Raw genomic sequence first — 23,563 nt, 5'->3', positions numbered from 1 at the left:
AGCAGATCATGTCTAAACCAGGATTATCCTTTTTGGATCGCAACCTGACGCTATGGATTTTTGTGGCCATGGCACTGGGTGTTGCGATTGGGGTGGTATTTCCACAAGCATCCGTCGCATTGGACGCAATGAGTGTAAATTCAGTCAACTTGCCAATTGCGATTGGTTTGATTTTGATGATGTATCCACCATTAGCCAAAGTAGATTATGCAGCTTTGCCCAAAGTATTTCAGGATAAAAAAACATTAGCGCTCTCTCTGATTCAGAACTGGCTGATTGCGCCAGTGCTGATGTTTGTATTGGCGATAGTCTTCTTGAGTGATTACCCAGAATACATGACAGGTCTGATTCTGATTGGCTTGGCGCGTTGTATTGCCATGGTACTGATCTGGAATGGACTGGCATGCGGGGACAATCAATACGGTGCTGCATTGGTCGCATTTAACAGCATTTTTCAGATTCTGTTCTTTAGCAGTTATGCCTGGTTCTTCCTGACCTATCTGCCGCCATTTTTTGGGATAGAAGGGAATGTCATCAATGTTGATTTCTGGACCATTGCCAATGCTGTCCTTATCTACTTGGGGATTCCATTCCTGATGGGCTTCCTGACGCGTCTATCTTTAGTGAAAGCCAAAGGTCTGGACTGGTATCAGAATCAGTTTCTACCCAAAATTGGTCCACTCAGCTTATTGGCCTTGTTATTCACCATTGTAGCCATGTTTAGCTTGAAAGGCGGTGATGTAGTGAGTTTGCCAATGGATGTGTTGCGGATTGCAATTCCATTGACGCTTTACTTTGTCGTGATGTTCTTTGTCAGCTTTTTCATGAGTAAGTGGATGGGGAATGACTATCCCAAAACCACCGCAATTTCATTTACCGCAGCAGGTAACAATTTTGAGTTAGCGTTGGCCGTTGCGATTGCTACCTTTGGTTTGGCTTCACCAATTGCCTTTACTACGATTATTGGCCCATTGGTTGAAGTGCCCGTGCTGATTGCACTGGTTAGCGTATCCTTGTGGCTGAAGAAAAAATATTATCCAAATTCTTAAGAGGCAAAGATGACACTCCCTAATCTTGAATCTGATCTTTTACCGACACCAACTTTTGCGGAAGTGCAGGCTAAAGAACTAAGTCACCCACCACGTATCTTATTGCTATATGGCTCAAACAGAGAGCGTTCATATAGCCGCCTAGCTGTGATGGAAGCTGGGCGAATTCTTGAGCGTTTTGGTTGTGAGGTTAAAATCTTTCATCCCAAAGGTTTACCTTTACCTGAAGATGGGGATCTGGAACATCCAAAGGTTAAAGAGCTGCATGAATTGTTGGCTTGGTCTGAAGGCATGGTTTGGTGTTCGCCTGAGCGGCATGGTTCGATGAGCTCAATCTTCAAAGCACAGATTGATTGGATTCCACTTGCTGCAGGAGCAATTCGTGCTACGCAGGGTAAAACACTGGCTTTGATGCAGGTGAGCGGTGGATCACAGTCTTTTAACAGTGTAAACCAGATGCGAATTCTTGGGCGCTGGATGCGGATGATCACGATTCCAAATCAGTCTTCTGTTCCTAAAGCCTTTTTGGAGTTTGATGAGGAAGGACGGATGAAGCCTTCATCGCTATATGATCGTATTGTTGATGTAATGGAAGAGCTATACAAGTTTACTTTGCTGACTCGCGGTCAGAGTGCCTATTTGACCAACCGTTATTCGGAGCGAAAAGAATCGGCTGAAGAACTGTCTAAACGAGTCAATCAGCGTAATCTTTAAAGCTGATTCGTCATGGTGTGAGCAGGGTAACGGATGGCTCGATCGTTTGTTTAATCGTAAGCATCCGCTGAGCCCCACTTTTCTAACTCATTAATACCACGTTAGTGTCCAATAAATTTTAAGAGGACACTATCGGAGTGCTATTTGGTCAGAAAACAGGAGTTCACAGGATACGTGAACCGTTATTTTGATTGTATCAGATGATGCTGAATTGGCGGGTAACGATCTTAAGTACAACAGGTCATCTAATGTCTAGATTGTCTTTTTTGATGCTTTAATCATCATGGCTGTCAATAAATAAAGAGTTTAAACCTGAGAATTAGAGCAATCCTGCTTATTTTTCCTGAAATTTTAAATCAATTTGATATTCGTCCTGAGTCACTTTGATTTTATAGTCTTTATATTTACGTTTACTTGGTGAAAGGGCAGAGTTAGTGACTTCTTTATGGAATTCGCTGTCAGACATAAAAAAATAATACGCCTTATAGCCTAATAAGATCTTGTCAATTTTTTTATCTTTTTTCTCAGCATTACGAATGAGTTCATTTAAATAGTTTAAGCTGATTTTGTCTGACATTTATAAACTCGCAAATAAAAGTTGCATTATCACACGAGATATAATCGATTTTTATTACAAATTGATGACAGTTGCATTTCGGGTACTTTGGGGTAGATGCTGCGTTGAGTATTATTGAACTAAATGTTGTAGATCAAATCTTATTGGATAGATTTGGAGGAAAAACTATTAAAAAAGCTTTTAATGCTGAGTCTAAAGGTTTTTGATTTACAGCCTATAGTGTCGTACAACTCAGTATAGACAGAATCTGTTCGCTCATCAGATTGAAATTGATTGAGTAAATCACCACGGATTTATGAGTCACTAGCGATATTCTTTGTACCGCTCATATCTTCAGTGTTACAGCATCTAATGAGTTTATTTTACAAATGATTTTAGATGCAATTGTGGATGGTATCTAGTACTAGGGATCAATACACCGATCAAGCCGATTAAATGCCCAATACAACTTGATAAGGTTTAAATCCTTCAAGTACAGCTTCAGAAACCAACTGGATAAATGCTTCAGTTTTTCCATAAGCCATCCATTGATCTAGGGCCTCATAGTAGGCCAATCGGTTTTCAACTGTTATTACACAAGGGGGATAACCAGCTTTAAGCAATTCAAGATTCATCAATAGACGTGATGTACGGCCATTGCCATCAATGAATGGATGAATACCTACAAAATCAGCATGTACTTTGGCTGCACGTTCGATAGGATGAAATTTATGTGCGTCATTACTATACCAATCAACTAGCTGAGCCATCTTGTCATTTAATAATGTGTAATCAAGCGGGGTAGACGTGGCACCAGAGATTAGGACATTTTGTTGGCGATAGCGGCCAGCATTATCATCATCAATATTTTTTAAAATGAGTTGATGGATATTGCGAATTTGCCATTCAGAAAATGGTTCTTCTTTTCGAATAATATCTTCAACGTAATAAATAGCGTTTCTATGGTTAATTGCCTCGAAGTGTTCTCTTAATGCCTTCCCACCGACAGTTATGCCTTCTAACACGACTTTTGTTTCTAGCAATGTAAGTGTATTGCCTTCAATTGCATTCGAATGATAGGTCCATCGTACAATAAGATCTTCTTGTAAATTTTTTACTATAGCTGGTGATAGGGGGCGATGCTGATCTAATTTATTTTTTAAATCATCAATAATTTCAAACATTACCTTGTCCCTGAATGTGTCTAAAAGAATGATACATCAAAAAAGAATATTGAAGAAATGATATGTTATATCATTCCTATTTATGGTGCTTTTAATATTGATATAATCAGTACATCATTTCAAATCCTGAATTAGGATTTGAACAAGATTTCTAAGTGATTCAATACACTAAATCTGATTTGGATCAAAATTTGGTCAATAAATTTCAAATTAGCAATATGAAAAAAGTAAATAATATTTATACGGTATTTTTTACGGTAAAGCTCAATGGACTTTTGTTTTTATCAATATAAAACAATATGATAGCAGCAGATTCCGGTGCGCGCTGGGCGCACCAAATTCTCGAATGTGTAAAGAAGATCAGTAGCAAGTAATTAACTGATTTTCAAAGGGAAGGCTTATAAATCCCTTATTTAATGATCACATTAATGTACGAGTGAATGACTGATTAATTCCCAACTCATTCCCATGAAAATGAAAAGAATCGAGTGAAAAACATATAAAACCCCTCATTTATAGAAATTAAAAAATATTTAGGGACTATCGTTTTTTTGAAGTAATAAAGTAATATTTTTATATAATCATATTTAATACAATAACTTATAGAGTTTTTAAAAAGTAATTTAGAGGTAATATTTAAGTAATTTATTACTGTGAAAAAAGGTGATATTTATAAATATTTTACTTCAATAAAATCAATAACTTAAAAAATATTACTTCAAAAATTACAAAAAATTACCTTTAAAAGTAATGTATTTAATTATTTAAATTCAATAACTTAAAAACACTTATTACTTTATTACTTTATTACTTTATTACTTCAATCGATGTCCACTATCTAGAAAAATACATTTTTATGTCCTTATAGGTTTTGAAAGTATCCATTGATGTGCTCGAAATAAGGTCGGTGAAATATTTGTTTTTGTCTTTTCTGAAAAATCATATTTCGTAGTGAAATGCAGTATTAAAAAATTAGCCTAAGCCTTGAAAGATAGTAGTAACGGCCTGCCTTGGCTTTGATTTCAACTTTGCTTGGCTCCGCAGTAAATCAGACACATTTAGAGCGGGCAGGTGGGGTGGGGCAACTGCGCGGGGCTAAGGTACGGTCAGTACAGTTGGGAATACTTCTCATTTATGCTTAAGATAATAAAAAAGCCTGCAATCGCAGGCTTCTATGGATGGTACCTTCACAAATGAAGGAACCATATTGTTGATAATAACGAAATGCTTGATGGTTGCTTGCTTAACTAGGAATGAATCTTTCTTAGTTCGACATAATTACTGACATGATTTCACTTAATTATTATGTAAGACATTGATAAGAGTATGAAATGCTTTGACATTATGCCTGACATTTTTACTTATGATTTGCTTGATTTGAACTTGCTTAGCTCCACACATAGAGCTCCACATATAAGGATATTCATATGTTTGAACTATCCGGAATTTCCGAATAGCTCATCTAATGATAATCTCTCTCATATCCATATATGGGATTATTTAGATTGAATTAATCTATACTCTTTGAACTTAATCACTTCATCTCCGGCCCATTCATTGAACTGCAGCAAGCGTGATTGAAGCGGTACAATTTCATTATGATAAAAAACTTCAGCCGCAGATTTAATATCACCAAAGCCACCAGCATTGCTTGGTACAATTCCCATCAGCTGCGGTGGGATACGTAGTGCAGCAAGTGTGTCATCACGAGTAATGGATTTAATATTGGTGAAGTCATCCTTGGCAGCAATTTCTGAAGTCGGAATAACCTGGATACCATCCTTTTTACCATTAGGACTGTAATAAAAAAGATTACGGAAGTTTCCAGGACCTTTACTTTCTTTTAAAGCAGTACGCAGGGCAGTGATGTCGTTTGGATCACTGGCAGGGTCATTCACATAAAGAATGAATCCGGCATGAGATCCGTTGTTGTAGTACTTGCGACGGAACAATGTCGCTGATTCATTTAGCCAGGCACTTTGTAAAGCCGAAATATATTCTGGTGTACCATAAATTTCCTGATCAATATCTGTCTCTCGGATCTGACAAATACGGTCTTGAGGAAACTCATATTCTGTATACCCACGATGACCTTGATCTAAATAAAAGTATTGTCCTTTATGTTCTCCAGCACGAGTGTACTTTGCCAATGCCGGTTAAAATTCAATTGTATTCCCAAGTCGTGAACGTACATCTTCAACGTAAGTATTTCCACACCAGATAAAATCCAATGCGACTTGTTCAAATGACTGCCGGCTCATGCGGGGATGGGGCTTAAACAAATTGGCCAGGAAGTTACGCTTAAAAATGATTCCACTACTCAAATATGGCGTGGACTTCCAGCTTTTGGACAATCCTTCCAGGCTCACTTGCGGTTCATACCAACGGCCATTGAACCAGCATTCCATATAATTTGATAAGTCATGGCCATCCAATACTGGTACTGCATCACCAAATGAAAATGCTTCGGTCTTTTGTGGAATGGCTTGCTGCAAAGGTTGCGGTAAAAAGTTTAAGGCTGTGTTCATTAAACTTTTAGCTGTTGAAAAAGGGTTCATGAATAAATCTCCAATACGGAAGTATTTGTTTCTGTTATACCGGCCAGTGGTTCGTTATAAATTGCATGCATCAGTGACCATGCGAGATCTGCATGACCAATTTCTTCTGAACGTCCGGCAGTGAAAGTGATTTGTGTTTGACTGGCTGTCATTGTTTTTTTTATGCTCATTAATGACTGGGTCAGGTCTTTATCGCCTGCATCATATTCAAGTCGTCCATTGCGGATGACATCTAAGGTTTTATAGACGAGCTGGGCCTTAACTTCTGGTGAATACTTAAAGGCATGAACTGCAGGGAAGAATTGTCGAACCAGCTCTGCGACACCAACCCCCATACCTGTCGTATCAATCCCGATATATGTGACGTTGTAACGTTTAGTGATACTGCGAATATGTTCAGCCTGTTGAGCAAAGTCATCGCCTTTAAATTGATGACGTTCTAGGACTCGGAACTTACCACCGGCAACAGCTGGTGGAGCAAGTACGACTAGCCCGGCATTGTCACCACTTAAAGCCGGATCATATCCAACCCAGACAGGCTTGTTTGCAAATGGACGTGTAAAGAAGGAAAGAATTAAAAAGAGAATTTATAAAGCACGCGAAATGGCGCGTGCGGATGTGTTTGATTACATCGAGATGTTTTATAATCGAATCAGGCGCCATTCGCATCTTGATGGGATGAGTCCAGAAGCATTCGAGGCAGCTTCAAAATGAGGCTACTTCAATGTCTAGGATACTGGGAGCAGTCCAAGTCTAACTAGCCCTTTTATTCGTGCTGAGGCCGTAAACTAGATAAAGATCACAAAAAATTCATGATCGTATTATTATGCTTTTAATCAGTTCAAACTTGATAAAGCTTATTGACGCTTCATGATGATTAAAAACGAGAATGGTATGAATCAATTTTCTGAAAAAGACTTATCTAGAATTATAGAAATGGCTTGGGAAGATCGAACCCCTTTTGAAGCTATTTTATGTGAGTATGGTTTAAATGAAGCCGCGGTGATCCGCTTGATGCGGCAAAATATGAAACTCAGTAGCTTTAAAATGTGGCGTGCACGCATGACTGGTCGAAAAACCAAACATCTGCAGCTGCGTTCACCCGAAGTGATACGGGCCAATTGTTCACGCCAATACAAGCGTTTCTAAGCATTTGATTTTGATAACCGTCTGGACTCACGTTTACATCGTTCAGAACAATATTGTACTTCCTCCCAGCAGCGGTGCCATTTCTTGCGCCAAGTAAAAGGGCGCAAACAGTGGATACAGATTTTTTCAGGGAGATGCTGTTTTTTCATGGTTTATAACTCATTGATCTGGCTAAGAAGTTGCTGGGCATGGCTGATAATCTGCTGCCGATCTTTAAGTTTATCTAGCTGTCGATAGATCATGCCCATACGTGGATGAGTACGGAATGTCTCCTCATTCCTGATCATGAAATACCAGTACAGGCTATTGAACGGACAGCTATCTGGTTCGGTGCGAGTTTTGACATTGTAGCTACAGTGCTTACAGTAATCGGACATCTTATGGATGTAATTGCCCGAGGCCGCATAGGGTTTGCTGGCCATCAAGCCGCTATCGGCATGCATTACCATGCCCAAGGTGTTCGGTAGTTCTACCCATTCATAGGCATCGGCATAGACTGCCAGATACCACTCGCTGATCTGCTGCGGGTCTACACCAGTTAATAAGGCAAAATTTCCAGTCACCATCAAACGCTGGATATGATGTGCATAGGCATGCAGAAAAGTATTACGGAAACACTCAGCCATACAATTCATCTGGGTGCGGCCAGTCCAGTAAAATTGTGGCAATGGTGCTGAGTGCTGCAGTGCATTGCGATTGGCATATTCCGGCATGTACAGCCAGTAAATCCCACGGACATATTCGCGCCAGCCCAGAATCTGCCGGATAAACCCTTCCACGGCATTCAGTGGCGCATGACCGGCATGGTAAGCCGCTTCTGCGGCATCACAGACTTCTCGCGGCAGCAACAGGCCGCAGTTCAGATAAGGCGAGAGCAGGCTGTGAAACAGTGTGTCTGCACCCTGAACCATGGCATCCTGATAATCGCCAAAATGCGGCAAACTGTGGTCAATAAAATGTTGCAATGCAAGCCGGGCATCGCTGCGCGTGGTGGCCCAGCGAAAATCGGCAAGGCTTCCGGGATGCCGGGAAAATTCACGTTCAACCAGTTCCAGTACATCCAGATCAATCTGATCGCGCTCAAAGCAGAGGGGTTCAGGTAAAGGCGGACTGCCTGACCAGGCCTTGCGATTGGCACTATCATAGTTCCACTGTTGTCCAAGCGGCTGCTGTCCTTGCATCAAGGAACCAGTCCGCTTGCGCATTTCCCGGTAAAAATATTCCATGCGTAGCGTCTGGTAGTGATTGGCCCAATGCTGGAACTGCTCTGGACTACAGAAAAAACGGTCATCATTCAGGCACTGCACTGGCAGTTGCAGATGCTTGCTCCAATGCTGTTCAATCTGCTGCTGTAAACGATATTCCCCGCAGTGCGTAATGACCAGTTCTGTGACTGGTAAGAGTTGTTGCTGTGACTCTACGAAATCCAGCAGGCTACGAATCGGACTATCAGATTGAAAAGCATGGTAACGTACACGCCAGCCTTCTGCTTTGAGTTCTTTGGCAAAATGACGCATGGCACTAAAAATCAGGGCAATTTTCTGCGGATGATGGGTGACATAAGTCGCTTCCTCAACCACTTCGGCCATCAGGATCACATCCCGGGTACGGTCCAGTGCTTTAAGCGTAGCAAGCTGATGATGAAGCTGGTCACCCAGAATTAAACCGAAACGCATATCGATCTCAGAACCAGTGAAAGAGAGCGCAGTGTAAAGCCGAACAGTTCAATTTTTTGTGAAAATAAAGATCAACGCGCATGTTGAATCAATTCAACTTGACCAGATGATCAGCTGGCATTGAACAGGAATCATGATTGCTGCAATAAAAGACTACTGTCCATCTCTGTAATGCTACAGCCCATTGATGAAACTCGCTTTACATGATTTCTTAATACATGAGTAGTGTGAAAATTATGTGATTTTAATCAAAAAGATACAAATTATTATGGTTGTAATTCAGGCAGCTTGCACCTAGTATCTGGTTAGAGGTTACTCCATGTAAGTTTCCTTAGTTTTGTCCCATACACTCCTATGTATGGGATTTTTTTTAATCAGTGGATGTCATGAGCATGCATTCAAAAGCATATATTTTTAGACAGCAACAATTACTAGTGGATGAGCATTTTCAGTTGCCGCAGGTAGCAAGATTGCAGCATGATCTAGACCTGTCGGAAAATGGCAAGATCATTGCACGTGATCTTAAAGAAGACGAACCAGTGCCTAAAGGTTATCAATTGGTTCCGATCCGGCAACTGGTGCAAGTCTGGAGCAGACCGCAGTTTGAACAGGCCAGCCGTGCGGTACAGTTGCTGGAATGGCGCCGTAATCACCGCTTTTGCAGTAAGTGCGCTCACGCCACCCAGCAGCACGCCAGCCACTATGCCATGCTCTGTCCATCCTGTGGCTATAACCAGTATCCGCGGGTAAATCCTTGTGTGATTACCATCATTACCCGGGGTACAGATGAAATTCTGCTGGCGAAAAACGCCCGCAGCAAAACCCAGATGTACAGCCTTATTGCCGGATTTGTCGAAGTGGGCGAAACTTTGGAGGAGGCGGTACGCCGTGAGACGATGGAAGAAGTGGGGCTGCAGATCAAAAACATTCAATATCTGGCCAGCCAGCCGTGGCCGTTTCCCAGCAATCTGATGATGGCCTTCAGGGCAGAATATCATGCAGGCGAGATTCAGATTCAGGAAAATGAACTCAGCGATGCGCAGTTTTTTAAGTTTGATCAGTTACCCGAAATTCCGTTCAAGGGCAGTATTGCCTATGCCATGATTCAGCATGTGATGCATGGCACACCTGTTGCAGATGACAGCAAAGAATGGCTTTGAAAAAGTAATGCTGTTTGGGTCTCTCAAATAAACTGCAATAATGCCCTAGGTAGTGAATATTCAGATGGCATTTCCTGATCTGGAGAAACTGAATCATATCATTTGATCTTCACGCTTTGTTCACATCTAACTGGGTTATCTTAATCCTAAGACTCAACAAGGCTAAAAAATGAAGATGCGATTTAAGTCAGCTTTTGCAGCGATAGCACTGTCTATCATCAGCTTAAGTACAACGACTCAAGCAGAAACTGTTACGCCTCATGCAGTCAATCAGGTGGATATTCAGAAGTATGCCGGTAAATGGTATGAAATTGCGCATTTACCGATGTATTTTCAGCGTAAATGTATAGCTAATATCACGGCACAATATAGCGTCAATGCCGATCAAACTATCGGTGTATTGAATAGCTGCCGAACTGCCAATGGTGAGATAATTAGCTCTGAAGGTGTTGCGTATTCGCAAAATCAGGGGAACAGCAAACTGAAGGTCAGCTTTTTGCCTAAAGGTTTAAGATGGATCCCCTTTACTAAAGGTCATTACTGGGTATTACGCTTCGATCCGGAATATAAAGTGGCGCTGGTCGGTGGACCGAGTACCAAATACCTGTGGATTTTATCGCGTGAACCGCAACTGGATGAAGCCACCTATCAGTCCTATCTGGAAACAGCAAAATATTATGGTTATGACATCACAAAACTGATCAAATTGCCGCATTAATCTGCTACCCTTTTCCGAACTGCTTAGTCTCTCTACAGTTCGGCTTTTTTTATTTCACTTCACATAAAATTCATATCTGACTGATTAGACTCATCAAATAGAATAAAGACAACCGCTTGAAAGTAGGATGAGTCCATGTTGAAAAGCCTGATGCGATGGATAGACAGCTGGTCTACACCCACAGCGCCCGACACACTGACGGCTGAAAACAGCAAGATTCAGTGGCTCCGGATTTTACCCTTTATTCTGTTGCATCTGGCCTGTCTCGCCGTGTTCTGGGTGGGGGTGTCATGGTTTGCGCTGGGCTTTATGCTAGCGTTCTACCTGATCCGTATGTTTTCCATCACCGCTTTTTTTCATCGTTATCTGTCACATAAAACTTTTCAGACTTCGCGTCTGGTACAGTTCCTGTTTGTGCTGATGGGTACCATGAGTGCGCAGCGTGGCCCGCTCTGGTGGGCGGCGCATCACCGTTATCACCATCGCTATACAGATACCTTGCAAGACCCGCATTCCTCCACGCATGGTTTTTGGTACAGCCACGTTGGCTGGTTTTTAAATGAATATAACTTTGCCACGCGAAAAGAAGTCATTAGAGATTGGCTAAAATATCCGGAACTGATCTGGCTGGACCGTTTCAGTTTAATTGTGGTGCTGCTGACCGCGGGCGGGATTTATGCGCTAGGAGGGTGGCTGGCTATGACCTGGCCGCAACTCGGTACCTCCGGCCTGCAATTGCTGGTCTGGGGATTTGTGGTCTCCACTGTGTTACTGCTCCATGCCACTTTGTGTATTAACTCACTGGCACATCATTATGGTAGCCGGGATTTTGACACTGAAGATCACAGCCGCAACAACTTATTCTTGTCCATTATTACCTTAGGCGAAGGCTGGCACAACAATCACCATTATTATGCCGGCAGTACCCGGCAGGGTTTTTACTGGTGGCAGATTGATGTGACCTATTACCTGCTGAAACTCATGTCTTTGTTCGGGCTGGTCTGGGGACTCAAGCCCATTCCGGCACGTGTCTATGATGTCAGTAAAATTGCACGGGCTCGAAAACAGAAAAAAGCTGTGAAGACCGGCACTCCGATTATTCATTCAAAGGAATCACCATGAAAATTGCAATTATTGGTTCAGGTATTTCCGGTCTGTACGCTGCGTGGAAACTCAGCAAAGCGCATGAAGTCACAGTCTTTGAAAAGAATAACTACTTTGGTGGTCATACCGATACCCATCAGCTGAATATCGATGGTGAACAGGTTGCGGTAGACAGTGGCTTTATTGTTTTTAATGAGCATAACTATCCGCTATTCTGCGCCATGCTAAAAGAACTTGGGATTCAATCGCAAAGCAGTGACATGGGCTTTTCGGTGAATAATCAGGTCACGGGCTTACAGTACAATCCTTCAAAAAAATTCTCGTTATTGTTCCGACCTCAAAACTTTTGTAATGCAGATTTTCGCGCGATGTTGTCGGATCTGTTCCGCTTCTATGCCGCCAATAAAGATCTGGATGTCGAGCATGTCGATGCACAGCTCAGTATAGATGAGTATCTGGATCGGCATGGCTATTCCGAAGCCTTCCGTCAGGAACATCTCTATCCGATGTGCGGGGCGCTGTGGTCCTGCCCGGTGGAACAGGCTGGACAGATTCCGTATAAGTTTGTGGTGAGCTTTTTCCAGCATCATCGCATGTTGCAGCTCAAAGACCGTCCTTTATGGCTGACGGTAAAGGGTGGATCAGCTCGCTACGTCCGTGCCATTCAGGCCCAGTGCAATATCACGCTTCGTAAAATTGCTGTGCATCAGGTGTCTCGCAGTGCCAATGATGTGCTGATTGAAACCCAACAGGGCAGTGAGCGTTTTGACTGGGTGATTTTCGCCAGCCACGCCGATGACAGCCTGAAACTGCTGAAAGACCCGACCGCGCAGGAGCTGGACGTGCTGGGCAAGTTCCGCTATCAGGATAACCGCATGGTGGTACATTCCGATACCTCTATCATGCCCAAATCCCGTCGCCAGTGGGCTAGCTGGCATGTACACGTCACACCGACTCAGGCCACTGAACAGATGCCATTCCAGCACAGTGGCACACATTATGGCTTTAGCTACTGGATGAACCAGTTGCAGAACCTGAACTGCACAACCCAGGTCTTTGCCACCCTGAATCCTAATTTTGCCCTGAATCCGAAAAAAGTCTGGGTAGAACGACATTACCGTCATCCGGTGTTTGATGCCCCGGCGATTGGAGCACAGCAACGCTGGGCCGAGGTCAACGGCCAAAACCGCACCTCATATTGTGGCGCTTACTGGGGCTGGGGCTTTCATGAGGATGGGGCGCGTAGCGCATCATGGGTAATCGATCAGCTATTAAAACAGGCCGAACAGGCAGCCTAGGAGCGCATGATGCAGATGTATCCACTGGCGATCGCCACTGCTGAAATCCGGCATCGACGTTATTTGCCCCAAGCCCATGCTTTTAAAACCCAGCTGAGCTATCTATGGTTTGATCCGGATCAACTCGCGACGTTTACCGGAAAATCCTGGCTGTGGTCATCTAACCGCTGGAATTTCCTGACCCTAGATGAGCGCGATTTTCTGACTATGGAATGTGGCTCGATACGGCAGAAGATTGCACGCCTGCTGATCAAGCGGGAAAACTATCTGTTACCGCATGCCGCTTCCATCCGGGTGCTGGCTTTACCGCGCACACTGGGTTTCCGTTTCAATTCCGTAGTATTTTATCTGGTCTTTGGTGCCACCGACCAGTTGCTCTTTGTGTTGAGTGAAATCACCAACACACCGTGGAATGAACGACAGGTCTACATTCACGACTGTCGGAACAATGCAGACGAATATGCGCCGTACCAGAGTCACCAGTTTGACTTTAAAAAGGCCTTTCATGTGTCGCCGTTCATGCCGATGGGGCTGGATTATCGCTGGCGCTTCAGCTTTTCGGATCGGCAGAACGTGATTCATATGCATCTGTTTGAGCAGGGAATCTTACAATTCGATGCCACCCTGAAATTTTCCTTGCAGGCCATCACGGTTCCTTCACAGCAGCATCGCTATGCTGTACTGAAAGTTCTTGAACCCTTCAGGATGGTCAGCGGAATTTATCTGCACGCCTTTCGTTTATGGAAAAAGAAAGTTCCATTTTACCGACATCCTAAAAAAGAAAAAGGAAACACATTGCGATGAAGACACTATTCATGGGAGAGCAAAGCACACTGCCGGTGGTACTGCGCCACCTGCTGAAATTACGCCATGGTCAGCTGATTTTTAAAGGCGTCTGGAACGGGGCTGTCGGGGAAAATAGCGATTTACAGGCGGTGATACAGGTGTATGATGTTCGTCTGATGGATCTGCTGTTCCGTAATGGTGTACTGGGTGCTGCCGAAGGTTTTATCCGTGGCTACTGGAGCAGTGAAGATCTGGTCGATGTGATCCGCATTTTGGCACGTAACCGCGATGTGCTGGACCAGATGAATCAGAATGCAGTGGCCAAAGCCAGCCAGTTACTGTTAAAGGTCTGGTATAAATCGCGCAAGAATTCGATTGATGGCAGCCGCAAAAATATTGCCGAGCATTATGACCTGAGCAATGACTTTTTCAAGCTGTTCCTGGATTACAGCATGATGTATTCCAGTGCGGTGTTTAAAGAGCCGGGCATGACTCTGGAACAGGCTTCGGATTATAAAAAAGAGCTGATCTGCCAGAAACTGCAACTCAAACCGATGGATCATTTGGTCGAAATTGGCAGCGGCTGGGGCGGTTTTGCCATTTATGCCGCGCAGCAGTATGGCTGCAAGGTCACCACCATCACCATTTCAAGAGCACAGTATGATGAAGCCGTGGCCCGGGTCGCTGCAGCCGGACTGGCACATCGTGTGACTGTGCAGCTGAAAGATTACCGTTTACTGGAAGGCAAATACGACAAGCTGGTGTCGATTGAAATGATCGAGGCAGTAGGTGAGCAGTATTTACCAACTTATTTCCGAAAATGCCGCGAGCTCCTCAAGCCGAATGGTCTGGCCCTGATTCAGGCGATTACGATTGAAGATGCACGCTATGCCAAAGCCCTGAATACCATTGACTATATCAAGCGCTATATTTTCCCGGGCAGTTTTATTCCCTGTATCAGTGTCATGACCCAGACCGCTTCCGAACAAAAACTGCGACTCAAACATCTGGAAGATATCGGCCAGAGCTATGCCCAGACCTTGCACTGCTGGCGTCAGCGTTTCTTGCAGCAACATGATCAGGTACTTGGGCTTGGCTTTGATGAGCGTTTTATCCGCATGTGGGATTTTTATCTGTGTTATTGCGAAGGTGGCTTCCGCGAAGGCGTGATCAGTGATGTACATCTGCTGTTCGAAGCCAGTGCCTACTAAGCCAAGATAAAACAGGAGGGCTCAGATGCTGCTGAATTTACTGGTGCTGGATGTCTTTATCATGCTCTGTAGCTGGGTGTTAGTGACCTATAACCGCAGAGCAGGGCTGGTCGATGTCGCTTGGAGTTTCAGTATTGCCCTCAATGTGATTATTGCCGCTTGGGCGATTGACAGTGCACCGATGTTGGTTCGCTTATTTCTGGGACTGGCGAGTGGGATCTGGTTTTCACGGCTGACTTGGCATCTGTTACGGCGCTATGCCAGTGAAACCCAAGAAGACACGCGTTATGCCAACATGCGCCGAGCGATGGGGGATTATCAGCATCTTGGTTTTCTGATGTTTTTTATATTTCAGGCAGGTTTGGCTCTACTGTTTTCTTACCCAATGCTGAAGCTGTTAAGTATATCGACCGAGCAATGGAATGACTGGACTTTGGTCACTGTGATTGTGGCGGGCATGATCATGTTGCTGGCCCTGATCGGTGAGAGTACCGCTGACCAGCAACTTTACCGTTTTAAGCTAGATCCACAGAATCAAGGTAAAACCATGGATCAGGGTTTGTGGAAATATTCGCGCCATCCGAATTATTTCTTTGAATGGCTGCACTGGTTTGCCTATCCGGTCCTTGGTCTGGCAGCAGGTGCCTATGGATTATGGATTTATCCGCTGCTGATGTGGCTGTTTCTGTACTACATCACCGGGATTCCCTTTAGTGAACAACAGGCGCTGGCACATCGCGGCGACAACTATAAAGACTATCAACGACGAACTTCAATGTTTATTCCGTGGCCACCCAAACAGTAGGTAAATACATGGACTTTATGATTCAACAATCTTTAAAACTGGTCGAAAGCGGCAAGCTGCCCGATTCGGTGATTCGCGCGGGCATTCGCAGCCTAAGCAAAAAACGTCTGGCACAAGAAGGACGCTTTGACCCGGCACTGGCAGCTCGGCGCTATATGGATGTGCTGACCATGCTGAAAAACAGCGAGATTGCCATCGAGACCGACAAGGCCAATGAACAGCACTATGAACTGCCCACCGCATTTTTCCAGGCGGTGCTGGGTAAGCGTCTGAAATACAGCGCTAGCCTGTTTGAACATACTCATACCACGCTGGATCAGGCGGAAGAAGCGGCACTTGCCAGCTATTGCCAGCGTGCACAGTTAAAAGATGGACAGGATATTCTGGAAATTGGCTGTGGCTGGGGATCGTTGAGTCTATATATGGCCGAGCATTATCCCAAGGCTCGCATTACGGTGGTGTCGAATTCCTCGACCCAGCGCCTGTATATTCAGGAACAGGCACGTCTGAAAAAACTGCAGAACCTGACGGTGATCACCTGCGACGTCAATGTGCTACAACTGGAACCCGCGTCCTTTGACCGCGTGGTTTCGGTGGAAATCTTTGAACATGTGCGCAACTACCAGAAACTGTTTGAAAATATCAGCAGCTGGCTGAAAGCGGATGGTCTGCTCTGGTGCCATATTTTCTGTCACCGTTTCCTGCATTATCCGTTTGAAGTGAAAAATGAATTCGACTGGATGTCGAGATATTTCTTTAGTGGCGGACTGATGCCGGCAGCGTCGACCTTTCTACATTTTCAGCAGCATTTGCAATTAGAGCAGCACTGGCAATGGGCGGGTACGCAGTATGAACGTACCGCAAATGCTTGGCTAGAAAATATGGATGCTAAACAGGCCGAGCTAAAGCCCTTGTTTGAAAAAACTTATGGCGCGGATGCCGCAATCTGGTGGCAACGCTGGCGGATTTTCTTTATGGCCTGTGCCGAGCTGTTCGGTTATGAGCATGGACGCGAGTGGGTGATCGGTCACTTTCTGTTTAAAAAGAAAACCGTATAATTGAATGGCGAATCGGATGGGGTAGCGGGGAATGCGCCAATGTTAAAGCTGTTCAGGGACAAACACGATCATCCTCTGGGTGAGGTGTTTAACCGCTATTACTGGCTGCAAATCGGATTCATTGCCTTGTCTGTGGTGATTGGGATTGGCTTCAGTGCCTGGGTGATTAAAGGTTCTTTGCTCAGAACGGCGCTAGAACAGGAAATGTCACACTACTGGCAGCGATTAGAACGTAATCCTGCTGCAGAATTGCCCGATACCAAAAACCTGTATGGTTACCGCTGGAACACCGTGCAACCCTCCCAATTTAAGAATATGTCACTTGAGCAAGGGGTGAATCGGCATTTTGTCGATGGCAAGGAGCGCATGACCGTGTATGGTGAAAAAGACGGACAGCATGTGCTGCTGGTGTTTGGCGAAAGCAACGTCAACAAGCTGGTGTGGCTGTTTGGTCTGGCACCGCTGATGGTCAGCCTGTTTGTGCTATATAGTGTGCTGTGGTGGTGGAACCGTCGAGCTCGGCGCTATTTTTCCCCGATTACCCGTCTGGCCAATGCGCTGGAATATATCGACTGGGAACATCAGAAAAATCAGGCTTCGCCTTTTCGAGACATCCGCACCGACTCTAATCTGGAAGCTGAATACCTCAAGCAGGCGCTGGAAAAATATCATCAGGTATTAAGCGAATTTATTCAGCGTGAGCGTGAATTTACCGGAGATGTCAGCCATGAGCTACGCACGCCACTTACCATTTTAAAAGGCAATGTGCAGCTGTGTCAGGCACGCTATGGCGACAACAAGTCCTTTACCCGCCTGCATAACACCATTGAAGACATGCAGCTGCTGGTCGATACCTTGCTGGCCATTGCCCGCAATACCACCAACACTTTAACTGCTGAACCGACCATGCTTTCAGAATGTCTGGACAATCTGGTGCAGGATCTGGAGAGTGTCAGTCATAACAAAGGCATGCGGATAGACCTGCAAAAAGACCTGGATGAAAAGCCGCGTAAACTTTATCCATCCATGACCAAAATGGTGTTTGGCAATATTCTGCGCAATGCGCTGAACTATTCACAGGGCACAGAAATTGATGTGATTCTGGAAAAAAATAAAGTACTGATTGCTGACAATGGGGTCGGCATGCCTTTACCTAACAATTCTAAGGTTCAGGAACTGTCTGGCCAGCAGCTACAACTGGAAATCAAAGGGCATGGCATTGGATTGCAATTGGTGCAAAAGCTATGCAAACAGCTAGGTTGGCGTGTAGAGCTGTTTGACAGGCAATATTATCTTTGCACTCATCAGAATGTTGACTTAGCAATCACCACTGGACTAATTGTCGTTGTGTACCTAAATTAGACTTCATCTTCGAAAGCAATCTTTAAACCAATCCCAGATATGGTGTGAATCAGCTTTTGTTCAAAGGGTTTATCGACCATTTTGCGTAAATTATAGATATGACTGCGCAGAGCATCACTTTCTGGCTCTTCGTCACCCCAAAGCTCCATCATAATTTCCTGTTTGGTCAGTACTTTAGGAGAGTGACGCATCAGTAGCTTTAAAAGTTTAAACTGAATCGGAGGCAATTCAATGTTCTGCCCAGCTCGAGTTAGCTGCTGTGTTGCTGGGGCCAAAATTAGGTCATGAATTTGCAGACGACTGCTAGATACTTCACCCAGGGAACGCTTGATCAGGGCCTTGGCCCGAACCACCAGCTCGTTAAAGTCAAAGGGCTTGACTAGATAATCATCCGTGCCGGAATTGAAGCCTTTAAGTTTATCATCCAAGGTATCCCGAGCGGTAAGCATCAAGACAGGTAAGTCCAACCCCTCTTCATTGCGTAACCACTCGCACAATTCATAACCAGAACCATCAGGCAAATTAATGTCTAGTAGCAAGATATGGTAGCGTTGCTGTTTCAATAATTGTCTAGCAGCACTCAGATTGCGGGCATGATCGACCACAAAACCATGTTCTTCCAGAAATTCGCATAGGGTAGAGGCCAGTTCATAATGGTCTTCAACCATCAGGATAAAATGTTTCGACATAGCGGCAGATACTAATTTAATAATTGCTGTTTTAATTTAGCACTAAATGGCTGGGGACCCAGCCATATATTAAAATATTGTTGTGCCAGAGGATGTTTAAGCTGCCCTAAACCCTGCTGGTTCAAGGATAAGCTTAGGGTCTGTGTAGTATGGTCGTATTTTAAACGGTACAGGTCGCCTGATCTGACCGGACGATACAAATCAGTGATTGGGTTGAATAGAGCATGTATTTTTGCGTCTTTAACATTACGTTTCAGTAAATGTGTGGCCGCACGCTTAAATGCCCATTCCGGAATACTCTGGTTATAGGAAAAGTCCATCTGTATATTTTGTTTTTCCCAGGACTGGCTACAGTTTTGGGCAAAATAACTGGCCATACCGACCTGTTTTTTACCCACCATCAGCGGACCATTGCCGCATTGATTCAAGCTTTGTGCCTGTGCCAATGGACAGAAGCTACATCCCATCACTAACGCCGTACTAATCGCTATTTTTTGATAGGCAGTAGCCATGAGTAGACCCCTCCAACATAAGGCAGGGAACGGTACAGGCCGTTCGCAGGGTCCCAGAAATCCTGCTGGAAAATAATCTTATTGTTTTCGTTGATCTTGATTTCACTGATACCGTAAGAGTCCATACTGCGGGTCGTGCCGAACATTTTAAAATCATAGGCCATATGCCAGTGCACATAGGCAGAGTCCTGATGATAAGAAGCGTTTAACAGCTTGACGCTGACCTTGCTGACCCGTTTGTTCATACCTTGAAAGTGCTCGAGCAGATTTTGACGGGATGAAAATTGCGATAGGGTATCGTTAAGAAACAGCTGGTCGGCATACAGCGATCCGGCTTTTTCCACAAATTCCGGTGTGCCCAATGTATTAAAGGCTGAGGTAAAGCGGAGGCCGATATCCTGGGCTTTCGCGTGATCCAGCGCTATCCCCTGAATATCATTTCTGGATTGGGCGTAATCGGCTGAATAACTGGGAATACTTTTACATCCGGCTAACAACAGAAGCGGCAAGGATAAGGCTGTAGCAATTAGTGTTTTTACAAGTCTCATCATCAGTGTCCGTATGAAGTGTATGTTTACACCTTAGGCAGCACAGTGTGAACAGAATGTGAAATAGACGTTATAGATGAGCAATTGAATAGAATTTTTCAAATCAAAGATTAAATGTTTAACTTTTTTCTTCGGCCATTAACCAATCAATGATATTTATAACATCATGATTTTCGTTATTTTTTCTGACCATTGCATAAAAATTATAGTCACAATAGATAAAACCAAAAGGGGCAATGATCCTTCCATTTAACATTTCTTTTTCTACTAGAATTTGAGGTGCTATGGCAATTCCTAACCCAGACACGGCAGCTTCTATCATTAAATTCAGACTATCAAAATAACGGTCATTGGATTTTGGGGAAAAGCTTATTTGAAACTGATCAAACCATGTATTCCATGCACTTTTATTTGAGTGGGTATGAAGTAATGGATAGTTTAAAAGATCATTTACGGAATGAAGAAGATTTATTTCGCGATTACAAATAGGACCCATGTTATCGGGAAATAACAGATATTTATTCAAAAAGTTGGGAAGTAGATTATGCTCACTGATGCTATTGATAAATATGTCAACCTTCTCTTTTTCTAACAATTTTAAATCATTACATGTCATTAATTTGATATGGATATTGGGATAAATAACTTCGAGCTTTTCTAATCGAGGAATCAGCCAATTTGCCATAAAACTATGAGAAGCACCTATGACAACTTCTACTTCTGATGTTTTATTAGTTAACTCAAAGACGCATTGTTCTAAACGATTAAAAAGCTGCATACAAACGAGCGATAATTCTTCTGCGTCCGCGGTCAGAGAGATGGTCGAGGAATGTCGAATAAACAATTTTTTATCCAACCATTCTTCTAACTGCTTTATTTGATGGCTAATCGCGCTATGGGTTACACATAATTCTTCGGCAGCTAAGCTGAAACTTTTATTTCTGGCGACAGCTTCGAAAGCTTTTAAAGCATTAAGCGGAGGTAATGTTCTGCGTTTCATGTTGTAAAATTTTCTAACACCATAAGCTCAAAATATATCAATTATCATCAAAATGAAAATATTTTAAGATCGAACGTGTTTTGATAGTAAAAGAGATATGAGATGACAACCCCTTATACAGGTAATGGTCCTGATGACTTGGGATTTTTTGGTAAATTTGGCGGATGTTACATGCCAGAGAGCTTAATGCCAGCACTTCAAGAATTAGAGCAAGCCTTTAATACTGTTCGGCAAAAACCTGAATTTTGGGCTCAATATCAGCAGATTTTAACGGACTTTGTTGGTCGTCCTAGTCCTCTTTTTTATGCAAAAAACCTAACAGCTTATGCAGGCGGCGCTCGAATATATTTCAAGCGAGAAGATTTAAACCATACGGGTGCGCATAAGATCAATAATTGTGTAGGGCAAATCTTATTAGCCAAATTTATGGGCAAAACCAGAATCATTGCAGAAACGGGTGCTGGGCAACATGGTGTTGCAACAGCAACGGTTTGCGCGCTGTTTAAGATGAAATGTACCATTTTTATGGGAGAAACAGATATTCAGCGCCAACAAATGAATGTTGAACGTATGAAATTACTCGGTGCTGAAGTCAGAAGTGTTCAAAAAGGTCGTGGGACCTTAAAAGATGCCATGAACGAAGCATTACGAGACTGGATTCGTTATGTGGATACAACCTATTACCTATTGGGTACGGGTGCAGGCCCTCATCCATATCCCACTATGGTCAGAGAATTTCAGAAAATTATTGGTCTAGAAGCCAGAAATCAAATACTCCTGAAAGAAAATAAACTGCCTGATGCTCTAGTTGCTTGCGTTGGTGGGGGATCAAATGCATTAGGGTTGATGTATCCCTTTCTAGAAGATCTGAATGTCAAAATGTTTGGCGTTGAGGCAGGTGGAAAAGGAATAAATAGCGATGAACATGCCGCCTCTATTTGCAAAGGTCAAGTCGGTGTGCTGCATGGCAATTTAACCTATTTATTACAAGATTCAGATGGGCAGATTTTAGATGGACACTCTATATCAGCTGGCTTAGATTATCCTGGTGTTGGTCCTGAGCATGGCATTCTGTTTGAAACAGGACGTGTGACATACACGGCTATAACCGATCAAGAAGCCGTAAATGCATTTCAGCTTTTAAGCCAACAGGAGGGCATTATTCCTGCTCTTGAAAGTTCCCATGCGATTGCGTATGCGATTCAACTTGCTCAAGAAATGCAGCCAGAACAGATCATTATTGTCAATTTAAGTGGCAGAGGAGACAAAGACTTAAACACGGTCAAAAAATATCTTGTAGGAGCTACAGCATGAACCGTCTAGATCAAAAATTAGAGCAATTGAAACTGGAAAATCGAAGTGGTCTGGTCTGTTATTTTACTGCTGGAGATCCTAATTTTACAGAAAGTTGTCGTTTGTTAAGCCAATTGGGTCAAGCAGGGGCTGACATTATTGAAGTGGGTATTCCATTTTCTGATCCTGTGGCAGATGGAGAGATCATTCAGGCAGCGCATCTTCGGGCTTTAGATGCAGGTCTAACGGTAAAACAGACCATTGAGTTGGTAAAAGTAATCAGGCTGCATGATAACCAGACACCAATAATTTTCATGACTTATTTAAATCCGATAATGCAATATGGTTTTGAGACACTTATCGCCGAAACAGAAAATCTTATAGATGGAATATTGATTTTAGATGCTCCATATGGATATCGAGAAAAATTTGAGGTGCAATTAAATGAAAAAAATATGCATTTAATTGCAATGACCGCGCCGACGACCCCAGTTGAAAGGTTAGAGCAAATTTCAGCGCGCGCGACAGGGTTTTTATATCATGTTGCAGAAAATGGATTAACAGGAGGAGACTTCAATCTATCTAATCTTGAGAAAAAGATGACTGAAATTAAGCCGATTTTTAATATTCCTGTTGCAATTGGCTTTGGGATCAAAAATGTAAACCACGTTAAAGCACTTGCCAATAAAGTAGATCTTATTATCATTGGCTCAGCGCTTGTCGATACTTTTTTTAATAAGGGAATGAATGCGACTTTAGAAAAAGTGACGGTTTTTTCGCAAATACTTAAAGAACCTCAATAATATCCTGTGGTTTTAATCAGTATTTCTAAAGTTAATTAAACAACAGTGCATATGTTATAAAAGCTTCTCCTCTAAGGGAGAGGGAACTTTGTATGTGGGTTTTTACTGAAAGTGATCGCTTTTTAAAAATCACTATTATCATACAGATGTGACATACGTTTTTGTTTTGTCTCTAGATAAGCTTTATTAAAAATATTTAAGCCAACTTTTAAGGGAATACGTTCAACAACATTAACTCCTAAATCAGTTAAGGATTTAATTTTAAGCGGGTTATTTGTAATGAGTTTTACATTCTTTATTTTTAAATAATCTAACATAATAGTACACATG

The 23,563-nt window shown here is 43.2% G+C and carries 22 protein-coding genes and 4 pseudogenes; 15 read left to right on the top strand and 11 right to left on the bottom strand.

What is annotated here, in order from left to right; genetic code table 11:
- Positions 1-8 precede the first annotated feature (8 nt).
- Both arsB and arsH read left to right on the top strand, forming a co-directional pair.
- On the top strand, positions 9-1,049 hold the full coding sequence (gene arsB / locus EXE29_RS14390; protein ID WP_004988470.1) for an ACR3 family arsenite efflux transporter: 1,041 nt from the start codon (positions 9-11) through the stop codon (positions 1,047-1,049).
- Positions 1,050-1,058: 9 nt separating this feature from the next.
- Positions 1,059-1,763 (top strand): arsenical resistance protein ArsH, encoded by a 705-nt coding sequence (gene arsH / locus EXE29_RS14385; RefSeq protein ID WP_106986394.1) that lies wholly within the window; start codon positions 1,059-1,061, stop codon positions 1,761-1,763.
- A 334-nt stretch (positions 1,764-2,097) separates the two neighbouring features.
- Here arsH and EXE29_RS14380 read toward each other — a convergent pair whose 3' ends face one another.
- The 4 genes and pseudogenes from EXE29_RS14380 to EXE29_RS14365 all read right to left on the bottom strand — a co-directional run.
- On the bottom strand, positions 2,098-2,340 hold the full coding sequence (locus EXE29_RS14380; RefSeq protein ID WP_004755870.1) for a hypothetical protein: 243 nt from the start codon (positions 2,338-2,340) through the stop codon (positions 2,098-2,100).
- A 431-nt stretch (positions 2,341-2,771) separates the two neighbouring features.
- Positions 2,772-3,503, bottom strand: coding sequence for a Fic family protein (locus EXE29_RS14375; protein ID WP_106986393.1), 732 nt, complete (start codon positions 3,501-3,503; stop codon positions 2,772-2,774).
- A 1,496-nt stretch (positions 3,504-4,999) separates the two neighbouring features.
- A pseudogene (locus EXE29_RS14370) lies at positions 5,000-6,061 on the bottom strand (phage portal protein).
- Positions 6,058-6,618, bottom strand: a pseudogene (locus EXE29_RS14365) (phage terminase large subunit family protein); the annotation flags it as partial. The pseudogenes EXE29_RS14365 and EXE29_RS14370, both read right to left, overlap by 4 nt.
- A gap of 1 nt (position 6,619) precedes the next feature.
- Between EXE29_RS14365 and EXE29_RS14360 the strand changes: the two are divergent.
- Positions 6,620-6,775: pseudogene (locus EXE29_RS14360) on the top strand (IS3 family transposase); the annotation flags it as partial.
- 180 nt (positions 6,776-6,955) lie between these two features.
- The gene (locus EXE29_RS14355) at positions 6,956-7,210 is read left to right on the top strand and encodes a TIGR03643 family protein (RefSeq protein ID WP_120364917.1); all 255 of its coding nucleotides are present in this window, start codon (positions 6,956-6,958) and stop codon (positions 7,208-7,210) included.
- On the opposite strand, the gene EXE29_RS14350 is transcribed toward EXE29_RS14355, so the two are convergent.
- Both EXE29_RS14350 and EXE29_RS14345 read right to left on the bottom strand, forming a co-directional pair.
- Positions 7,207-7,359, bottom strand: coding sequence for a DUF2256 domain-containing protein (locus tag EXE29_RS14350; RefSeq protein WP_104988163.1), 153 nt, complete (start codon positions 7,357-7,359; stop codon positions 7,207-7,209). The two genes, EXE29_RS14355 and EXE29_RS14350, sit on opposite strands and share 4 nt — an antisense overlap.
- A 3-nt stretch (positions 7,360-7,362) precedes the next feature.
- Positions 7,363-8,886: a cryptochrome/photolyase family protein gene (locus EXE29_RS14345; RefSeq protein WP_120364916.1), complete on the bottom strand. Its 1,524-nt coding sequence runs from the start codon at positions 8,884-8,886 to the stop codon at positions 7,363-7,365.
- A 386-nt stretch (positions 8,887-9,272) separates the two neighbouring features.
- On the opposite strand from EXE29_RS14345, the gene nudC reads away from it, so the two are divergent.
- The 9 genes from nudC (at position 9,273) to EXE29_RS14300 (ending at position 18,388) form a co-directional block, all read left to right on the top strand.
- Positions 9,273-10,046: an NAD(+) diphosphatase gene (nudC, locus tag EXE29_RS14340; protein ID WP_171406278.1), complete on the top strand. Its 774-nt coding sequence runs from the start codon at positions 9,273-9,275 to the stop codon at positions 10,044-10,046.
- A 169-nt stretch (positions 10,047-10,215) separates the two neighbouring features.
- Positions 10,216-10,764 carry a lipocalin family protein gene (locus tag EXE29_RS14335; protein ID WP_120364914.1) on the top strand — a complete coding sequence of 183 codons (549 nt, stop codon included), beginning with the start codon at positions 10,216-10,218 and terminating at the stop codon, positions 10,762-10,764.
- Positions 10,765-10,899: 135 nt separating this feature from the next.
- Entirely contained in the window at positions 10,900-11,886 is a 987-nt protein-coding gene (locus EXE29_RS14330; RefSeq protein ID WP_120364913.1) for an acyl-CoA desaturase, read from the top strand.
- A complete protein-coding gene (locus EXE29_RS14325) occupies positions 11,883-13,166 on the top strand; it encodes an NAD(P)/FAD-dependent oxidoreductase (RefSeq protein WP_120364912.1) in 1,284 nt (427 codons plus the stop codon). The genes EXE29_RS14330 and EXE29_RS14325 overlap by 4 nt, the downstream gene beginning before the upstream one ends.
- 9 nt (positions 13,167-13,175) lie before the next feature.
- On the top strand, positions 13,176-13,970 hold the full coding sequence (locus EXE29_RS14320; RefSeq protein ID WP_120364911.1) for a DUF1365 domain-containing protein: 795 nt from the start codon (positions 13,176-13,178) through the stop codon (positions 13,968-13,970).
- Positions 13,967-15,163, top strand: coding sequence for an SAM-dependent methyltransferase (locus tag EXE29_RS14315; protein ID WP_120364910.1), 1,197 nt, complete (start codon positions 13,967-13,969; stop codon positions 15,161-15,163). Before EXE29_RS14320 ends, EXE29_RS14315 begins: the two co-directional genes overlap by 4 nt.
- A gap of 25 nt (positions 15,164-15,188) precedes the next feature.
- On the top strand, positions 15,189-15,968 hold the full coding sequence (locus EXE29_RS14310) for a DUF1295 domain-containing protein (RefSeq protein ID WP_120364909.1): 780 nt from the start codon (positions 15,189-15,191) through the stop codon (positions 15,966-15,968).
- A gap of 8 nt (positions 15,969-15,976) precedes the next feature.
- Complete coding sequence (locus EXE29_RS14305) at positions 15,977-17,026, top strand: SAM-dependent methyltransferase (RefSeq protein ID WP_120364908.1); 1,050 nt, start codon at positions 15,977-15,979, stop codon at positions 17,024-17,026.
- Between the two features lie 39 nt (positions 17,027-17,065).
- Entirely contained in the window at positions 17,066-18,388 is a 1,323-nt protein-coding gene (locus EXE29_RS14300) for a sensor histidine kinase (protein WP_120364907.1), read from the top strand.
- Here the strand turns inward: EXE29_RS14300 and EXE29_RS14295 are convergent.
- From EXE29_RS14295 to EXE29_RS14280, 4 genes are all read right to left on the bottom strand, one after another.
- Positions 18,385-19,077, bottom strand: coding sequence for a response regulator transcription factor (locus tag EXE29_RS14295; protein WP_087549555.1), 693 nt, complete (start codon positions 19,075-19,077; stop codon positions 18,385-18,387). The genes EXE29_RS14300 and EXE29_RS14295 overlap by 4 nt on opposite strands.
- 11 nt (positions 19,078-19,088) lie before the next feature.
- Entirely contained in the window at positions 19,089-19,589 is a 501-nt protein-coding gene (locus EXE29_RS14290; protein WP_120364906.1) for a chalcone isomerase family protein, read from the bottom strand.
- Positions 19,565-20,137: a nuclear transport factor 2 family protein gene (locus tag EXE29_RS14285; protein WP_171406277.1), complete on the bottom strand. Its 573-nt coding sequence runs from the start codon at positions 20,135-20,137 to the stop codon at positions 19,565-19,567. Before EXE29_RS14285 ends, EXE29_RS14290 begins: the two co-directional genes overlap by 25 nt.
- Before the next feature lie 118 nt (positions 20,138-20,255).
- The gene (locus EXE29_RS14280; protein WP_120364904.1) at positions 20,256-21,137 is read right to left on the bottom strand and encodes a LysR family transcriptional regulator; all 882 of its coding nucleotides are present in this window, start codon (positions 21,135-21,137) and stop codon (positions 20,256-20,258) included.
- Positions 21,138-21,239: 102 nt separating this feature from the next.
- Between EXE29_RS14280 and trpB the strand changes: the two genes are divergently transcribed.
- Positions 21,240-22,451: a tryptophan synthase subunit beta gene (gene trpB / locus EXE29_RS14275; protein ID WP_120364903.1), complete on the top strand. Its 1,212-nt coding sequence runs from the start codon at positions 21,240-21,242 to the stop codon at positions 22,449-22,451.
- Positions 22,448-23,233, top strand: coding sequence for a tryptophan synthase subunit alpha (trpA, locus tag EXE29_RS14270; RefSeq protein WP_120364902.1), 786 nt, complete (start codon positions 22,448-22,450; stop codon positions 23,231-23,233). The genes trpB and trpA overlap by 4 nt, the downstream gene beginning before the upstream one ends.
- A 122-nt stretch (positions 23,234-23,355) precedes the next feature.
- Here the strand turns inward: trpA and EXE29_RS14265 are convergent.
- Positions 23,356-23,563, bottom strand: a pseudogene (locus tag EXE29_RS14265) (GTP cyclohydrolase II); the annotation flags it as partial.

The organism is Acinetobacter sp. WCHAc060006 (assembly GCF_004209135.1).
Classification (GTDB): domain Bacteria; phylum Pseudomonadota; class Gammaproteobacteria; order Pseudomonadales; family Moraxellaceae; genus Acinetobacter; species Acinetobacter cumulans.
The sequence above is the reverse complement of the archived record's forward strand: the minus strand, read 5'-3'. Positions and strand labels throughout refer to the sequence as shown.

Excerpts from the sequence above, each read along its gene's own strand:
- EXE29_RS14320 (WP_120364911.1), top strand. The coding sequence starts at position 13,176 with ATGCAGATGTATCCACTGGCGATCGCCACTGCTGAAATCCGGCATCGA.
- EXE29_RS14310 (WP_120364909.1), top strand. The coding sequence starts at position 15,189 with ATGCTGCTGAATTTACTGGTGCTGGATGTCTTTATCATGCTCTGTAGC.
- arsH (WP_106986394.1), top strand. The coding sequence starts at position 1,059 with ATGACACTCCCTAATCTTGAATCTGATCTTTTACCGACACCAACTTTT.
- EXE29_RS14375 (WP_106986393.1), bottom strand. The coding sequence starts at position 3,503 with ATGTTTGAAATTATTGATGATTTAAAAAATAAATTAGATCAGCATCGC.
- trpB (WP_120364903.1), top strand. The coding sequence starts at position 21,240 with ATGACAACCCCTTATACAGGTAATGGTCCTGATGACTTGGGATTTTTT.
- arsB (WP_004988470.1), top strand. The coding sequence starts at position 9 with ATGTCTAAACCAGGATTATCCTTTTTGGATCGCAACCTGACGCTATGG.
- EXE29_RS14345 (WP_120364916.1), bottom strand. The coding sequence starts at position 8,886 with ATGCGTTTCGGTTTAATTCTGGGTGACCAGCTTCATCATCAGCTTGCT.
- EXE29_RS14300 (WP_120364907.1), top strand. The coding sequence starts at position 17,066 with ATGTTAAAGCTGTTCAGGGACAAACACGATCATCCTCTGGGTGAGGTG.
- EXE29_RS14280 (WP_120364904.1), bottom strand. The coding sequence starts at position 21,137 with ATGAAACGCAGAACATTACCTCCGCTTAATGCTTTAAAAGCTTTCGAA.
- EXE29_RS14295 (WP_087549555.1), bottom strand. The coding sequence starts at position 19,077 with ATGTCGAAACATTTTATCCTGATGGTTGAAGACCATTATGAACTGGCC.
- trpA (WP_120364902.1), top strand. The coding sequence starts at position 22,448 with ATGAACCGTCTAGATCAAAAATTAGAGCAATTGAAACTGGAAAATCGA.
- EXE29_RS14305 (WP_120364908.1), top strand. The coding sequence starts at position 15,977 with ATGGACTTTATGATTCAACAATCTTTAAAACTGGTCGAAAGCGGCAAG.
- EXE29_RS14290 (WP_120364906.1), bottom strand. The coding sequence starts at position 19,589 with ATGGCTACTGCCTATCAAAAAATAGCGATTAGTACGGCGTTAGTGATG.
- EXE29_RS14380 (WP_004755870.1), bottom strand. The coding sequence starts at position 2,340 with ATGTCAGACAAAATCAGCTTAAACTATTTAAATGAACTCATTCGTAAT.
- EXE29_RS14315 (WP_120364910.1), top strand. The coding sequence starts at position 13,967 with ATGAAGACACTATTCATGGGAGAGCAAAGCACACTGCCGGTGGTACTG.
- EXE29_RS14335 (WP_120364914.1), top strand. The coding sequence starts at position 10,216 with ATGAAGATGCGATTTAAGTCAGCTTTTGCAGCGATAGCACTGTCTATC.
- EXE29_RS14355 (WP_120364917.1), top strand. The coding sequence starts at position 6,956 with ATGAATCAATTTTCTGAAAAAGACTTATCTAGAATTATAGAAATGGCT.
- nudC (WP_171406278.1), top strand. The coding sequence starts at position 9,273 with ATGAGCATGCATTCAAAAGCATATATTTTTAGACAGCAACAATTACTA.
- EXE29_RS14325 (WP_120364912.1), top strand. The coding sequence starts at position 11,883 with ATGAAAATTGCAATTATTGGTTCAGGTATTTCCGGTCTGTACGCTGCG.
- EXE29_RS14350 (WP_104988163.1), bottom strand. The coding sequence starts at position 7,359 with ATGAAAAAACAGCATCTCCCTGAAAAAATCTGTATCCACTGTTTGCGC.
- EXE29_RS14285 (WP_171406277.1), bottom strand. The coding sequence starts at position 20,137 with ATGAGACTTGTAAAAACACTAATTGCTACAGCCTTATCCTTGCCGCTT.
- EXE29_RS14330 (WP_120364913.1), top strand. The coding sequence starts at position 10,900 with ATGTTGAAAAGCCTGATGCGATGGATAGACAGCTGGTCTACACCCACA.